The organism is Legionella sp. JM-2024 (assembly GCF_055389095.1).
In genome coordinates this window covers 141,434-157,960 of sequence record NZ_AP039388.1, presented here as the reverse complement: position 1 = coordinate 157,960, position 16,527 = coordinate 141,434, and the positions used below count along the sequence as shown (strand labels likewise).

Genomic DNA, 16,527 nt, shown 5'->3' with positions numbered 1-16,527 from the left:
AGCTCATTGAAGCAATTTCAAATCAGGTACATCAAGATTTCACTTTAATAGTTTGTAACGATACTGAAAAATCGTTGACCACTTTTTCTGATCCCGTTTGAGCAGGAAATAATCTCCATCGTCCCGCATATAAATTAGCACCGCCGAGAGTAACCAAAGATAGTAACGCACCTGCTATGTCAGCAAAAACTTGTTTCCAGCCACGATGCTCTTGTAAAACAGGTAGGGCATCATTAATAGCTTTAGTACACTCTTTATGAAAATTTTTACATTTAATATCTTTAGGCATATTTGAATTGATGAAATTCGTTTCTGCTTCTAATAACTTATCATAAAGTAGTCTCGCTTTAGATGCAGCCAGTTCATAGTTTTCATTTTTTTCAGCTTTGGCTTCTAATCTTTCAGCCATTCGTTTAATAGTAGCCATGTGATCAGAAAACTTGATTTCTGCAATAACCATTAATGATTCTTCTTGAGATTTGATTTTATTTTGCGCCTCAATTTTCTTGGCAACTTCCTCAGCTTGAATACGAATGTCACGAATTTTATCTGTTATCGCTTCTGTTATATCAATATGATAATTTTCATTTAAAATTCCCAGCTGTTTCTGTGCCTTAGCCAAATCCGTCTTGTTAACGACTAAATTCCTAACTTTAAGTATTAGATCATATTTTCTAGCTTCAACTTGTTCCCCAGTTAGACACTGATCAAAAGTGACAGGAAATTGTCTGATTTGCTTTTCATAGTTTTTTACTACTTCTTTAGCATTTATTATAACGATCAGTTGATCCGCGACATCATTTATTCTTTGTTTTCTAACTTGGAGTGCTTTTGCAACTCCTTCAGGAATATCTGGAAAATCTAAAATACGCTGTGCTTTTAATAATTCCTGATTTCCGATGATTAACCGATCTAACTGTCTCAATAAATTATTTCTATGTGATTCTATCGCTGGCGAAAAATCTTTATCACTAAAATCAACAGGAAACCGCTCTATTTGCTCTTTAACTGCATTGATGATTTTCCTTGCATTTTCTGTAATTTCCTTTTGGAGCTCTTCAGCGCGAATGTTAATCTGGGTAATTTTATCCTGATAAGCTTTTTGTATTTTTTGATTTGCAGCTAACGATTGACCAAAGAGATCTTCGATTTTATAAATCGATTTTACTTGATTATTCAAATAAATTCGTTGCTCTTCAATAGACTCTATTGTACTTGCATTATGGAACTCTATCGAAATATCATTTATTTTTCTGACGCATTCGTCTATGTTACTTTCATTATCCTTGATTAAGTCAAGCTGATGGTTCGCGGCATTATCAATAAGTAGCAATTGAGTTTGCAAGGCTTCCTGCACTTTAGGATGCTTGCCATTTGAAAATCCCAGTTCCCTCGCCGCCTGTTGCAATTCATAAGAATTACTTATTTTTTCAAGTTGCTTCCTTAATTCAGTGGCATGAATTCCAACAAATTCCGCTGTTCTTAGATTTCTAAAACGCATCTCGATAGAATTAATTTTCTCAACACCACCTGAAATTATCTTAATATTTCTCTCACTTATTTCGTCAATAGCATTCTTCTTGTTTATTTCAATAATCAATTGTTCAGCTATCTCATTTACTCTTTGTTTTCTTGCTTGAAGTGCTTTTGCAATTTCCGAAGGAACACCTTGAATATCTAAAGTGCTTTGAGCTTTCAACAATTCCTGGTTTTCTTTAACCAGTTTATCCAGCTGTTGTAATAATTTATATCTCTGCAATTCTACTGCTGGATAAGAACTTATATCTTTGAAATCAATAGGAAATCGATCCACTTGATCTTTGATTGAACCAATCGTTTTCCTGGCTTTTTCTGCAATGTCTCTTTGGATCTCTTCAGCACGAGTATTGATTTGTTTGATTTTCTCTTGATAGACATTTTTTATTTTTTGATTTGTAATGAGCGATTGGCCAAAAAGATCTTCCGTTGGAAAAATTGCCTTAATTTGAGTATTCAAATGAATGCGGTGCTTTTCGATGACTTCTATTGAACCAAGATCATGAAACGTTACCGGGAACTCATTGATATTTCTGACGTATTTGTCTATGTTACTTTCATTATCCTTGATTAAGTCAAGCTGATGGTTCGTGGCATTTTCAATAAGTAGCAATTGAGTTTGCAAGGCTTCCTGCACTTTAGGATGCTTGCCATTTGAAAATCCCAATTCCCTCGCCGCCTGTTGCAATTCATAAGAATTACTTATTTTTTCAAGTTGCTTCCTTAATTCAGTGGCATGAATTCCAACAAATTCCGCTGTTCTTAGATTTCCAAAATGCACCTTGATGGAATAAATTTTCTCAACACCACCTGAAATTATCTTAATATTTCTCTCACTTGTTTCGTCAATAGCATTCTTCTTGTTTATTTCAATAATCAATTGTTCAGCTATCTCATTTACTCTTTGTTTTTTAGCTTGAAGTGCTTTTGCAATTTCTTCAGGAGTATCTGAAAAAGATAAAACACGCTGTGCCTTTAATAAATCTTGGTTTCCTATGACCAACCTATCTAGCTGTCTCAATAAATTATTTCTCTGTAATTCTACGGTTGACGAGGAAACTTTATCGCTAAAATCAACAGGAAATCGCTCTATTTGCTCTTTAACTGCACTGATCACTTTCCTGGCTTTTTCTTTCATATCTCTTTGGATCTCTTCAGTCCGAGTATTAATCTGTCTGATTTTGTCTTGATAGGCACTTTTAATTTTTTGATTAGCAATGAGCGATTGGCCAAAAAGATCTTCAGCTGGAAAAATTGCCTTTAATTGAGTCTGCAAATGAATGCGTTGCTTTTCGATAATATCTATTGAGCTTGTATCATGAAACGATATCGAAAATTCATTCATATTTCTGACGTATTTATCTATTTCCAGTTCATTTCTCTTGATTAAAGATAATTGTTGATTTTCAGCAAACTCAATCTTGCGAAGTTGCTCTTCCAAGACTTTCTGCATTTCCGGGTGCTGACCATTTGAAAATCCAAGTTCCCTTGCCGCTTTTTGCAATTCAGAGGAATTGCTTATTTTTTCAAGTTGTAATCGTAATTCTTTTGCATGGACTTCTACATATTCAGTCATTGTCAAATTACTAAAATCAATCTTGATAGAATTGATTTGTCGAATATTATTTGAAATGACCTCTTTAGCGGGTTCAAGGGCAACTGACTCCTCTTTTTCCCTGACTATGTTATCAATAACAGGAATTTTTGGGGCTAGATTTGGTTTCGATAAAGACTCAAACCATATTTTAAATTCACCGTCTTTCAAAGCCACATTTTCGGCATACTTATCGAAAGATATACCAAATAGAACATTAATTTTCTGAGATGCTAAAACAAATAAAGCCTTTGCTATTTCAGGATTAACCTGGCTCAATCTGTGCAAATTTGTAAACAATTCATCCGGATTTTTAAATTTTGTACCGGAGATAACCATGTTGAAAAACTCTTCATTAATCTGAGAGGCATCTTGGCTTTTTATGTGTTTAATCGTTGATTCTTGCGGGAAAAAGACAGTAAGATATGTAGTCACTGCTGTAGCTAAAATTTCTTTAGGAGAAAACAAAGTCTCGATTGCCTCTCTGCGAAATACATTAGCCATAAATAAAGCTCTTAATCCTGAGCTTCTAGTTAAATTATTAGAAACTCCACCTAAATAATAGTTTATTAGCCCTAACTCAATTTCCTGTTTTGCTTTTTCAGGATTATATCCAAATTGTTTGCTTTTATTGTTAATTGATGATTTAACAATTAAATCAAAAAACGCCTTGCTGCCAAAATCTATACTTAATTTAGAGCTTGGTTTGCTTTCTTTGACTATCCCTGTTGATGCTATTTCAGCTAAAACCTCCCCTAATAATTCTTGAGAGACTTCTTCATTAAGAACTAATTCAAGCAGATCCATTGCAGGAATATTAGTTATGAGTAATTTTAGGAACTCCTTTTTAGAACCATTAGCATTAGTTATGCAAGTGGCTAATTCTCTTCTTTCCTCTACTGAAAGTTTAAGGAAAATCTTTTCAAGATAAGGCATTTGTTTATGTAAACTAATACACGAAGAAATAGTCTTATTAGTGAGAAGACTATTTTCCTCCAAGGATATAAGCATTTTCTGCAAATCTGGATTGGCAAAAACATACCTTCCCTCATCGTCAGATAGTGTCAACAACTTTTTCGTCAAACTAGCCCGATGGACGTTGGTATTAAAAAGGCAAAACCGGCAACTTCGTTTGTTGAGATCATCTAAACTGTAAGTTTCTGTTTTAGAATTATCATGCGGATTTATTAGCACAAAATCATAGTTTCCAAACCCTTTAGGAATAATTTTGTCGATTCTTAAAGCATGACGGCCATGAAATTTCCCAAACGAATCAGACTTTCCATAGGACATACTGATATAAACAGGCTCATCGGGATTTATTAACTTCAACTTGATAATATCGTTAAGCTTTGAATATGGAATGTCTTCAGCCTGGATACCAAAGAATTTACCGACAAAAGCAGTAGAAGAGTAACCTGCAATTCTATCTGGTATATCATGAGCAATAACACTTGCCAAAGGATCGACATTACTCCAATCCCCTGGATAATAATAAGAAACCAGGCGTTCCAAAATTTTTATTGCCAGTGAATTACTTCTCACTCCACCATACAGGGTATCAATTTCCTTTAATCTTTCTGGACTTATCTCAAAAACATCCTCATTGTTTAATTCATCAACATAATGTGTATATTTTCCATGCATTTTATCCTTCTTTAAGTTGCCTTTTAATTCTTCATTGCGTTTAATTCTTACAATAACCCTGCCATCTTCCATTTGAGTGAAAAGTGATTTGATTAATTGCTCGCCTTCGTCTCCCAGATTTAAAATACAGTCTAAAGACGATAAAAGATAACAACTACCGCCAATACCTTGTTTAATAGTAATTGGCACTCCCTTTTGTGGAAATAAATCTGTCATTGTGGGCCTCTTAAATACATATGGATCATAATGAGAGCATTATAGCAGGAGAATATTATGTAATCCTTAAGAATACTCTATCAATTAAAGCACAATCCAACTGGCTAATGACTAAATCCATTCATACCAACTGTCTAACAAAGAAACCAACTCCTCTATCCCCTCTTTTTTCACAGAGGAAAATGATTGCACAGACACCAAATGTTCAGCCAACTCATAAAACTGTCGTACTTTAAGAACTGTGCTCTTAACCTCACTGCGACTCAATTTATCGGATTTGGTTAATAAAATATGCACGGGAAGCTCTCTGTCTATAGCCCAATTGATCATCATTTGATCCAGATCTTTCAAAGGGTGTCGCACATCCATTAATAAAATCAAACCTTTAAGGCATTGTCTTGTTTCCAGATAATGGGCTAAATTCTTTTGCCATTCCAATTTAACTCCCATTGCTACTTTGGCATAACCGTAGCCAGGCAAATCAACAAGCCGTCTTTGGGCATCAAGAGAAAATAAATTGATTAACTGGGTACGGCCAGGAGTTTTACTGGTCCGGGCTAAATTTTTATTCCCGGTAAGACAATTTAAGGCACTGGATTTTCCTGCATTGGAACGGCCAGCAAAGGCCACTTCATAGCCGAAATCTTCTGGTAATTGATTGACACGAGCTGCACTTTTTAAAAATAGTGCTTTAGAATATAAATTGATTGACATAAGATATCATTATAGTTTTGGGATTTTAACCTTGGCAGTGTACCATTAATTGACAAATTATTATGAGAAATTCATGAAAAAATTAGCACTCGTACTAATCCTGTGTTCCTCACCTGTTCTTTTTGCTCAGGAAAACCCACAAGAGCCAGCACAAAAAAAATCGGAAGTTTGTACGGCATGTCATGGTCCACAAGGTATTAGTATGAACCCTGAATGGCCTAACCTTGCTGGTCAGCATGAAAAATATTTCGTGAAACAGTTAAAAGATATAAAAGAAGGTAAATTACGTCCTGTTCCAACGATGACGGCAATAGTTGCAAACCTAAATGAGCAGGATATGGATGACTTGGCTGCCTATTATGCTAAAATGCCCATTACCGAAGGTTCGACTCCTAAAAAATATTTGCAAAGAGGCGAACAACTTTATAGAGGTGGTGATTTAAATAAGCATATTGCAGCCTGTATCGCCTGCCATGGCCCTAAAGGAACTGGAAATGCTCAAGCAGGCTTCCCGCTGCTCTCTGGCCAAAATGCGGCTTATACAGTGATGCAGTTGCAAGCATTTAAAGACGGTAAGCGAACCAATGATTTAAATCAAATTATGCAGGATATCAGCAGTAAAATGAGTTCAGAAGATATGGAAGCAGTCGCTTATTATATTCAAGGGCTATATTGAGGAATCAAACATGTTAAAAAAATTAATTTGCGTATTATTTCTTATACCAATGACCGCTTTGGCAGCTCAATTCACCGAGGGAAAAGATTATCAGGTTGTCCCCAGTATGCAATTAACCGCTAACAAAGATAAGACACCTGTGATTACAGAATTTTTTAGTTATGGTTGCCCATGGTGTTATAAAATTGATGCTCCATTGAATGATTGGGCAATCAAAATGGGAAACAGCGCCCATCTTGAACGAGTGCCAGTAGTTTTTAAACCTAACTGGGATTTGTACGCCAAAGCTTATTACACTGCAAAAACTCTGGCCATGTCCGATAAATTGAATCCCATATTATTCAAAGCAATCCAGGAAGATAGAAATCCTTTAGCAACGAAACAATCTATGATTGATTTCTTTGTTGCTCATGGGGTAGACAGAGAAATTGCCAAGAGCGCTTTTGAAAATTCACCTACAATAGACATGCGAGTTAACAATGGCATGTCATTAATGGCACATTATCAAATTAATGCCGTCCCAGCCTTTGTTGTAAACAATAAATACAAAACTGACTTACAAATGGCGGGGAATCAAGAACGTTTATTTGAAATCCTGGATTATTTAATAAGAAAATCGGCCTAAATTAAGAAAATGATGTTTAACTAATGCGGCTACCTCTTTTGGTTAGCCGTCAGTCTTTCCTAATTTTCAACTTAAGCACCTTTACCCGGGTTTTCCAGACTCAAAATACCCGTATTGAAATCATAAGCAAAAATCTCAGCGTAACGTCCCCAGTCAATCATCGTTTTTAAAACGCGATCCGCTTCTTTTTCGCTTAAATAATCTTCCAATTTACTTAAAAAGCGTTCTTCTGAAACGCGATGCCCTGCCTTTTCATCCAATATTCTTCGTATGTAACGTGCAAGAGGAACTTTTTCTAACAATCTTTGAGCGAACAACTGTTTACGTTCTTGCAAGTCGGCTTCTGAAAATTGTTTGCCTAATTCACTTAGCTGAATATCCCCAGCAGATACCTTTGCAAAACCCAGTATCTCCAAAGTTTCAAGAATTGGGAACAAATCGTCGATATTCATCATCAACTCATCTGCAAGCTCAGGCAGGTCAATGCGTTCTTCAAACGATTTCATAGTCTCAATCAGACCAGATAATTCGGAAGGCTCAACATCTGGAAGTCGGTAACCTAAACCTATTTGACGCTCTCTTTGCGCACGCTTGGCCTTTTCTTTGGGTCCAGTAGTCATTAAAGTATAAATCTTGTCAACCAAAGCCAGATATTCTGGGCTTTCAGGATCTCGTGGTTGGGGTAGGGTCACTGGTAGTTCGGCTCGAATATAGCCTGGGTCATTACCAAAAATAACTATTCTATCAGCCAATGTCGCTGCCTCTTCAATATTATGAGTTACTAATAAAATGCCATTGGTATTCGTTTTCTTTTCTTTCCATAATTCCAATAAATCTGATTTGAGATTTTCTGCAGTAAGCACATCCAGTGCGGAGAATGGCTCATCCATTAATAATACATCTGGATTAATGACCAATGCACGGGCAAAGCCAACCCTTTGTCGCATACCGCCAGATAATTCTTTGGGAAAGGCGGACTCAAAACCATCCAAGCCTATGATGTCGATAGCCTCGATCGCTCTGTGTCTTCTTTCTTCACGACTGATTCCTTGTGCCTCCAGACCAAGCTCAACATTCTCCAATACTGTGAGCCATGGCATAAGAGCAAACGATTGAAATACCATAGCAATACCTTCCACAGGCCTGGTAACTGATTTACCTCGATACGTCACAGTACCACCTGAAGGTGCAACAAGACCTGCAATAATCCTTAACAAGGTTGATTTTCCTGAGCCGGATTTACCTAATAAAGCAACTATTTCTCCTTCCTGTAACTTGAAATTGACATCTTCAAGGACAAGAAGATGCTGAGAAGGGGCTTTTTTAAAAGATTTGCTTAAATTTTCTATGTTAATAATAGTTTCCGTCATAGAAGTCTCAATTAAAATTAAATCGTTCTTCAGCTAAGCGATAAAGCGGGCGCCAAATAAGATGATTAAAAGCCAGTACATAGACACACATCATTGCTGTTCCCAAAGCAATTTGTGGGAAATCCCCTGTCGTTGTACTTGCCTGAATATACTCTCCCAGGCCCGTGGCCTTAAGAGTAATGTTTCCCCAGCTTACGTATTCGGCAACAATACTGGCGTTCCATGCTCCACCCGCTGCTGTAATGGCGCCAGTGATATAAAAAGGAAAAATACCCGGCAAAGCTAACCTTTTCCACCATATCCATCCCTTTAATCCGAAATTATCTGCCGCCAAATAGAGATCTCGCGGGATGCTTGAAGCGCCTGCAATCACATTAAATAAAATATACCATTGCGTACCCAAGATCATGAGTGGAGTCACCCAGATTTCTACACTCAAATTAAATTTTACGATGGCTATTACAAACAAAGGATAAAACAAATTAGCTGGAAATGCTGCTACGAACTGAATCACTGGTTGTATTTTTTGAGCCAGACCTGGCCTTAGTCCTATCCACACCCCTACCGGAATCCACAGCATAGAGCTTAATAAAATCAATATAATGACTCGAGTTCCTGTTGCAGCCCCTAATAAAAAGACGTGGAATATATCACTGACTTTCAATTCAGCAAGAATAAATTTCAATAAAAACCAGCCCCCAGTAATAACGAAGACCAGAACAAGTGCTCCCCACAATCGGTCCAGCCGCTTCTGTCTTTTAAAATTAATTTCCTTAACCGCCTTGACCTCTCCAATCCTAAGCCAGCGAGCATTTACAAAACCATTGGTGAATACAGCAAGTCCCTCGGTCACTCGTTTCATCAAACGACTACTGCGAATTAAATCAATTAACCAGGATTGATACTCGGACTCATCAGGTGACTGTTCCATTCTGAATTTTTCAGACCAGGCAATAAGAGGCCTAAAAAGTATTTGATCATATAAGAAAATAACAATAACCATAGTTAAGATAGCGTATCCTACGGCATGTAAATCTCTCTGAGCTATTGCCAATGCGATATAAGAACCCACACCAGGCAGTCTGATATTTTGATGCGCTACCGAAATGGCCTCAGACAAAACCACAAAAAACCAACTGGCAGACATCGAAACCATCATATTCCATAACAAACCGGACATGGAAAAAGGAACTTCTACTTTCCAAAAACGCTGCCAGGCCGACAATCGAAACATAGCAGAGGCTTCAATCAAATCATGTGGAACTGTTTTTAAAGATTGATAAAACCCAAAAGTCATATTCCATACCTGGGCGCTAAAAATGGCAAAAATTGAAGCGCATTCCGGGCCTAATAAACTATTTGGAAACAAATGAATAAACCCTGTGACCGTGATGGATAAAAAACTTAACACAGGGATGGATTGTAAAATGTCAATTGCCGGAATAATAATTTGCTCAGCCCTACGATTTTTAGCGGCTAAGGCACCAACAATAAAAGTAAACAGAATTGAAAAAATCAATGCGATAAACATTCGCAAAACAGTACGTAAAGCATAAAAGGGAAGATTCGATGGTTCCAAAGAAATGGGAATTTGATCTCCTAATTGATAAGGAGTCGTCATTTGCGAACCGGCCCAACCTAAAAAAAATAGCACGGAAAAAATTAATATTAGCAATAGCAGATCCCATCGATTAATAAATCGACTAAATTTATCGGGATTAGCAAAATAAAAGCGACTGTTGCCCACTATGCCTTCTCACAATTAATGTTCAGGTTTAGTTGTAATCTGTCCTGATGCCTAAAAAATACTGTCCTAGTCCTGAATATAAAATACCATAAATACCACCCTATCGATACCAGACACACCACCCTATATCGCACTAAATCACCCAACTTACGAAAAACTTCAATCTCTTCGTTAAAAGATTTTTAAATTCGATCATTTAGTTTATCGTTTCTCCTTTATTAAAAACTTTTTTGCCCCGACCTTAAAGTGCTTCGTAAGCCCTGTCATAAATAAATTCACTTAATTTTGAACTTTTTTACAGTTCATGTGTCTAATAAAGTGAGCATTCCCCCCGGATGCTCTACCCCGCTTTCCCCCTCTTTATGCGGGGTAATATCTGGATTACACCAAATCCAGATAAATGATTTTCCCCGGAATGTTTCCCGGGGATTTTTTTGTAATGAAAAAATGACTACACTGAAGTAAGATAAAATTGATGAGAATTTATTATGAACAAAACACTCACTATAGTACTTGGTTTACTCATAAGCATTACAACCAAATTAACCTATGCAGGCCCTGATAGAACACAATTAGCCGTTTGGGCTAATGAAGCCATTATTGCCACTTACACTTTTGACTATAAAAATTACACACAACAACAAAAGGAAATAGCCAAATATTTTACAGCCAATGGCTGGATATCCTATAGCAAAGCACTCAATGCATCAAAGCTGCCTGAAGCAGTTCAAAAAAACGCTTATTATGTAACCGCAGTTGCTACGGAACCCCCTAAACTCGTAACCTTAGATCCTACTCATTGGCAAGCCATCATGCCAATACTTGTTGTCTACGAGAATCCCCAATATCAACAGAAGCAAAACTTGAAAGTTGTATTAGGGTTTACACAAGCAGCGTCTGGCCAGGGCGTAAGAGGATTCAGCGTAACAAGTCTCCAATCGACTCCGATTAGTCCACCGTGCCAATGTAAAAATGACGATAACTCAAGTAATGCTAGCCAAGGAGGCGCCAAACAATAATACAGATATGCAACAAAATTAACACGCTAATTAAAGTTAAAATTAAAGTCAGTTTCTTTGGTATAGCAACATCTAAAGCAGATTGCTCAGGATGATTTGGATTGTAATAAACATCAATTTCTGAGTTATCTCTATATGCTAATGCCACTTTGTAGGCAATATCCCGGGAATATTTACTATTAGGCGTATTGAGTGAAGTATCTAAAAACAAATATTCCCCTATCAAATCTTTATCATAAACTTGATAAACATATTCTATTTTAGGCCAAATACTATGCCCTACTCTTGTCCATTCACATTGAGTGATGTGTCCTTTGGTTTTTAACCAGGATTTAGCTTCAATCAAATCTCCTCTTTTCTTCCAAAAATACCGAAAAAGAATCAAAAGAAAACACAACCATCCTAAATCGAGGATCCATCTCCAAATAATCGGCCAAACCATATTTTTTTCCCATAAATTTATATTATATGACATTTCCAAAGAGGATCATGCTAAAAATCAAATTGGAAACCTCGCAAAAATAATCCCAAGAGGTATAATCACATGCAATAAGTGATAAAAAAAGGAAATGCAATGACTGCTAAAACTCCTCTTCACGCTACGCACTTGGCTTGTGGGGCAAAAATGGTTGATTTCCATGGTTGGGATATGCCTCTGCATTATGGATCTCAGTTAAATGAACATCATGCTGTAAGAAATGACGCGGGAATGTTTGATGTCTCGCATATGACCATCGTTGATATCCTAGGTGCTGGTGGTCGCCAATTTCTTCGCAAGCTCCTGACAAATGATATCGACCAAATTACTCATAATGGTAAAGCACTATACAGTTGCATGTGCAATGAGCACGGCGGGATTATAGATGACCTGATTGTATACCAAAGAGCTTCAGACAATTATCGAGTGGTACTTAATTCAGCAACCAGGCAAAATGATATAGCCTGGATTCGCGCAAAAAGCGAGGGATTTGCTGTTGGCTTACAAGAACGACGAGAATTGTCTATGCTTGCCGTACAAGGTCCAAACGCCATAGCGAAAACATTAAGCATCCTTACTCCTGCTCATATTGATGCGGTTTCAACACTTACCTCGTTCGAGTGTGTTGACGTGGATCACTGGTTTTTTGCTCGCACTGGCTACACTGGAGAAGATGGTCTTGAAATCATAGTGCCCAATGAATTGATAACTCAACTTTGGAATGACTTATCAAATGCTGGAGTAACACCCTGTGGGCTTGGGGCCAGAGACACCCTCAGGCTGGAGGCTGGAATGCTCCTCTATGGCCAAGATATGGACGAAACGACGACTCCTTTGGAATCTGGATTAGCCTGGACTGTAAAATGGGAACCTGAAGACAGGGGATTTATTGGTATGGGTGCATTGGTTTCTCAAAAGCAACAAGGAGTCAAACGCAAGATGGTTGGTTTAACCTTGTTGGATAAAGGCATTATGCGCAGTGGTCAAAAGGTCATTATTGAAGATTGCCCTGATGGAATTATTACCAGCGGCAGTTATTCTCCGACCCTCCAACAATCAATAGCGTTGGCACGAGTCCCTGTAGAAACTGGAGAGCAAGTACTTGTTGACATACGTGGCAGGTTGATTCCCGCAAAGGTTGGGAAACCTCGTTTTGTCAAACAAGGAAAACCAGTGTAAATTTTGGTAATATTAATATAAGGATACAAAAAATGAATGATTTGAAATTCACATCAACCCATGAATGGTTAAAGAATGAACAAGAGGAAGTTACTGTAGGAATTACAGATCATGCTCAAGAATTACTAGGAGATATGGTATTTGTAGAACTACCTGAAATAGGTGATGAAGTGAACGCAGGTCAAGAATTAGGTGTGGTTGAATCGGTTAAGGCGGCCTCCGATTTTTATGCTCCCGTTAGTGGTGTTGTAACTGCTGTGAACGATGCTGTAGTTAAGAACCCTGCTATAGTCAATCATGACCCCTACCATGAAGGCTGGCTTGTAAAGCTAAAACCTACTCATCCAGATGAAATCAATGACTTGTTAAGCGCTGATCAATACCAAAATGAGATTGCTGAGGAAAATTAATTATGCCTTATATTCCACACACCCCCGATGATACCAAAGAGATGCTAACAGCAATTGGTGTTCAGGATATTCAGGATCTATTTGATGAAATACCTCACTCTTTGCAATACGCAGGATTTCAGAGTATTCCTCCTGGCCTCAATGAAATGGATATGCTGAAAGAAGCTCAGAATCAAGCACAAAAAAATCATAATGGTATCTGTTTTATTGGTGCAGGATGTTATGAACATCACATTCCAGCAGCAGTGTGGGATATTGCTTCTCGAGGTGAATTTTTAACAGCCTATACACCTTATCAAGCCGAAGCCAGCCAGGGAACTTTACAGTTACTGTATGAATATCAAACAATGATCTGCGAATTAACCGGCATGGAGGTGTCCAACGCTTCGATGTATGACGGTGCAACTGCTTTAGCCGAGGCAGTATTAATGGCTGTCCGAATTAATAAGCACAGCAAAACAAATAGGGTACTCATTGCAGGAACAGTTCATCCCCTTTATCGTGAAACAATTGAAACAGTAGTACGTAATCAGCACATTGAAGTCATCACACTTCCTTTTAATGAACAACAGGGGATCACTGATCTCACTTCTCTCAATCAATACACTGGGGAAGATATTACGGCTTTAGTCATTGCTCAACCGAATTTCTTTGGCTGTCTCGAACAAGTAGATAAATTGACGTCCTGGGCTCATCATAACAAAACGGCCAGTGTGGCTTGTGTTAACCCAATCTCTTTAGCTTTATTAAAGCCTCCAGGTTTATGGGGAGAGCACGGAGTTGATATCGTCTGTGGTGAAGGACAGCCTTTAGGCTCTCCTATGGCCTCTGGAGGTCCTTATTTTGGTTTCTTGAGTACTCGTATGGCTCATGTAAGACAAATGCCTGGAAGACTAATTGGCCGCACCGTAGACAAAGATGGAAAAACAGGTTTTAGCTTGACTCTCCAGGCAAGAGAGCAACATATTCGTCGTGCCAAAGCCACTTCAAATATTTGTACCAATCAAGGCTTATTAGTGACTGCGGCGACTATCTACATGAGTCTTTTAGGTCCTGAAGGACTATGCCAAGTTGCCACTCATTCCCACAAAAACACTCATGATTTGATAGCAGAGTTAACACAAATTGATGGAGTAGAACTGGTTTTTAAAGCGCCCTACTTTCATGAAGCCTTGATTAAATTAAATCAACCCGTTCAATTTGTATTACAACAACTAGCCGACGCTGGAATTGCAGGTGGGTATGCCCCTGAGCAACACTACCCCCAATTAGCGAATACGTTGTTGGTTTGTGCTACGGAAGTACGTACTGCAGAGGACATTGCAAAATATACTAAAGCACTAAGGACCATAATGTCCAAGCGAGGTGCCTGATGTTTATAGTGCAATTAACTTATTTAACTCCTATAAGTGAAGTCAATAAATATCTGCAAGCACATAGAGAGTTTCTTGATTATCACTACAAACAGGGCTTATTGGTTGCTTCTGGACCTATGAAACCTCGAACTGGTGGAATCATCATCGCTGCAACAAACGATAGAGCTTATTTGGAATCAGTTTTTAAAAAAGACCCGTACTATTTAGCAGAAATTGCGGATTACAAATTTATCGAGTTTACTCCTGTAAAACATCGGGATGAACTCAAGGAACTTATTCAAAAAACGGAAGGCAAATTATGTTGATTTTTGAATTATCTAAAACAGGTCGTCAGGCTAAGGCCCAAGCACTCAGAGTAGTAAACAGTCACTGCTCAATACCCGAAGAATTTCAACGAAAGTCTCCCCCAAGATTGCCTGCCTGTTCCGAATTGCAAGTAGTAAGGCACTTTACTCGCCTTTCTCAAAAGAATTTTTCTATCGACACGAATTTCTATCCTTTGGGTTCATGTACTATGAAATATAACCCTCGCGGTGTTCATAAAGCAGCCTCGCTACCTGGCTTTATAAACCGCCACCCATTAGCATTAGAACATGAGAGCCAAGGATTTTTAGAAACTCTTTATAAATTACAAAATTATATTGCTGAAATCACAGGAATGCCTGGAGTCTCATTAACCCCAATGGCAGGTTCACAAGGAGAATTTGCCGGGGTAGCGATGATTAAAGCCTATCATCAATCTCGTGGCGATAGTGCCCGGGATGAAATGCTCATTCCTGATGCAGCTCATGGAACCAATCCTGCCTCTGCTGTGATGTGTGGATTTAAAGTGGTAGAAATTGCAACCGCTCCAGATGGAGATATCGATCTGGAAGAATTAAAAAGCAAGGTTGGCCCCAGAACTGCAGGAATCATGTTAACCAATCCCTCTACTTTGGGATTATTTATGCGCCAGATAAAAGAAATAGCTGCTCTTGTGCATCAAGCAGGTGGGCTACTGTATTATGATGGGGCTAACCTTAATGCTATTTTAGGTAAAGTAAGGCCGGGTGACATGGGTTTTGATGTGATGCATCTTAATTTACATAAAACATTTGCCACCCCGCATGGTGGTGGAGGCCCAGGTGCAGGTCCAGTCGCTGTAGGTAAGCGTCTTATCCCCTATATGCCGCTGCCTATTGTGAAAAAGACCGAGACAGGATATCAATGGGCTACTCGCCAGGATTATCCACAAAGCATAGGACGATTATCAGGCTTTATGGGAAATGCAGGCATTTTATTACGTGCTTATTTTTATATGCTCGTGCTAGGTAAAGAAGGTTTATTACGTGTCTCTGAATTTGCGACACTAAATGCCAACTATTTACTTAAAGAATTAACTAAGGGCGGTTTTACTGCAGCCTATCCCGCCAGACGAGCTTCACACGAATTTATTATTACTTTAAACCCCGAAAAGAAAAATTACGAAATCACTGCAATGGATTTTGCAAAGAGATTATTGGATTATGGTTTCCATGCTCCCACCACCTATTTCCCTTTGCTAGTTCCAGAGTGTTTGCTTATTGAGCCAACAGAAACGGAAAGTAAGGAAGAGTTGGATGCTTTTGTTACAGTGATGAAAACCATCCGGGAAGAAGCCATCAATAAACCTGATTTACTCAAAAACGCACCACATACTTTGCCTGTCAAAAGGTTAGACGATGTGAAAGCAGCTCGCGAATTAGACTTAAATTATTTTGCGAATCATGAGTAAACAAACTATACCTGGGGTTATTGAGCAAAAACCTGAATTAATGGCACCTGATTAAAAGATTTTCCATTTAATATAGCCCCTGCCTTAAAAAGGCAGAGGCTATTTTTATCGTTTCATCTCTAATTGTTCCTTTTGCCTGCCCCTCTCGTTGGCAATTCGGATTAGCAACTCGCAAACCTCGCAATTA

13 protein-coding genes are annotated in these 16,527 nt (G+C 38.2%); 8 read left to right on the top strand and 5 right to left on the bottom strand.

Annotated elements, in window-relative coordinates:
• Positions 1 to 31: 31 nt before the first annotated feature.
• The gene (locus tag ACZ5EK_RS00685; protein ID WP_464430879.1) at positions 32 to 4,993 is read right to left on the bottom strand and encodes a hypothetical protein; all 4,962 of its coding nucleotides are present in this window, start codon (positions 4,991 to 4,993) and stop codon (positions 32 to 34) included.
• A 111-nt stretch (positions 4,994 to 5,104) separates the two neighbouring features.
• Positions 5,105 to 5,707 carry a ribosome biogenesis GTP-binding protein YihA/YsxC gene (yihA, locus tag ACZ5EK_RS00680; protein ID WP_464430878.1) on the bottom strand — a complete coding sequence of 201 codons (603 nt, stop codon included), beginning with the start codon at positions 5,705 to 5,707 and terminating at the stop codon, positions 5,105 to 5,107.
• Between the two features lie 73 nt (positions 5,708 to 5,780).
• On the opposite strand from yihA, the gene ACZ5EK_RS00675 reads away from it, so the two are divergent.
• Entirely contained in the window at positions 5,781 to 6,383 is a 603-nt protein-coding gene (locus ACZ5EK_RS00675; RefSeq protein WP_464430877.1) for a c-type cytochrome, read from the top strand.
• A 10-nt stretch (positions 6,384 to 6,393) separates the two neighbouring features.
• Positions 6,394 to 7,008: a thiol:disulfide interchange protein DsbA/DsbL gene (locus tag ACZ5EK_RS00670; protein ID WP_464430876.1), complete on the top strand. Its 615-nt coding sequence runs from the start codon at positions 6,394 to 6,396 to the stop codon at positions 7,006 to 7,008.
• 71 nt (positions 7,009 to 7,079) lie between these two features.
• Here ACZ5EK_RS00670 and ACZ5EK_RS00665 read toward each other — a convergent pair whose 3' ends face one another.
• Entirely contained in the window at positions 7,080 to 8,378 is a 1,299-nt protein-coding gene (locus tag ACZ5EK_RS00665) for an ABC transporter ATP-binding protein (RefSeq protein ID WP_464430875.1), read from the bottom strand.
• 7 nt (positions 8,379 to 8,385) lie between these two features.
• Positions 8,386 to 10,125: an ABC transporter permease gene (locus ACZ5EK_RS00660; protein ID WP_464426050.1), complete on the bottom strand. Its 1,740-nt coding sequence runs from the start codon at positions 10,123 to 10,125 to the stop codon at positions 8,386 to 8,388.
• Positions 10,126 to 10,613: 488 nt separating this feature from the next.
• Between ACZ5EK_RS00660 and ACZ5EK_RS00655 the strand changes: the two genes are divergently transcribed.
• The gene (locus ACZ5EK_RS00655) at positions 10,614 to 11,144 is read left to right on the top strand and encodes a DotI/IcmL family type IV secretion protein (RefSeq protein WP_464430874.1); all 531 of its coding nucleotides are present in this window, start codon (positions 10,614 to 10,616) and stop codon (positions 11,142 to 11,144) included.
• Here ACZ5EK_RS00655 and ACZ5EK_RS00650 read toward each other — a convergent pair.
• Positions 11,119 to 11,586, bottom strand: a complete 468-nt coding sequence (locus ACZ5EK_RS00650) for a DUF3592 domain-containing protein (RefSeq protein ID WP_464432429.1) — start codon at positions 11,584 to 11,586, stop codon at positions 11,119 to 11,121. The two genes, ACZ5EK_RS00655 and ACZ5EK_RS00650, sit on opposite strands and share 26 nt — an antisense overlap.
• 132 nt (positions 11,587 to 11,718) lie before the next feature.
• Here ACZ5EK_RS00650 and gcvT point away from each other — a divergent pair, with 132 nt between their 5' ends.
• The 5 genes from gcvT to gcvPB are packed head-to-tail and all read left to right on the top strand — an operon-like array spanning position 11,719 to position 16,340.
• Positions 11,719 to 12,801, top strand: a complete 1,083-nt coding sequence (gcvT, locus tag ACZ5EK_RS00645) for a glycine cleavage system aminomethyltransferase GcvT (protein WP_464430873.1) — start codon at positions 11,719 to 11,721, stop codon at positions 12,799 to 12,801.
• A 32-nt stretch (positions 12,802 to 12,833) separates the two neighbouring features.
• On the top strand, positions 12,834 to 13,211 hold the full coding sequence (gene gcvH, locus ACZ5EK_RS00640) for a glycine cleavage system protein GcvH (RefSeq protein ID WP_464430872.1): 378 nt from the start codon (positions 12,834 to 12,836) through the stop codon (positions 13,209 to 13,211).
• 2 nt (positions 13,212 to 13,213) lie between these two features.
• A complete protein-coding gene (gene gcvPA, locus ACZ5EK_RS00635) occupies positions 13,214 to 14,584 on the top strand; it encodes an aminomethyl-transferring glycine dehydrogenase subunit GcvPA (protein ID WP_464430871.1) in 1,371 nt (456 codons plus the stop codon).
• The gene (locus ACZ5EK_RS00630; protein ID WP_464426044.1) at positions 14,584 to 14,892 is read left to right on the top strand and encodes a YciI family protein; all 309 of its coding nucleotides are present in this window, start codon (positions 14,584 to 14,586) and stop codon (positions 14,890 to 14,892) included. The genes gcvPA and ACZ5EK_RS00630 overlap by 1 nt, the downstream gene beginning before the upstream one ends.
• Positions 14,886 to 16,340, top strand: coding sequence for an aminomethyl-transferring glycine dehydrogenase subunit GcvPB (gene gcvPB, locus ACZ5EK_RS00625; protein WP_464430870.1), 1,455 nt, complete (start codon positions 14,886 to 14,888; stop codon positions 16,338 to 16,340). Before ACZ5EK_RS00630 ends, gcvPB begins: the two co-directional genes overlap by 7 nt.
• Positions 16,341 to 16,527 lie beyond the last annotated feature (187 nt).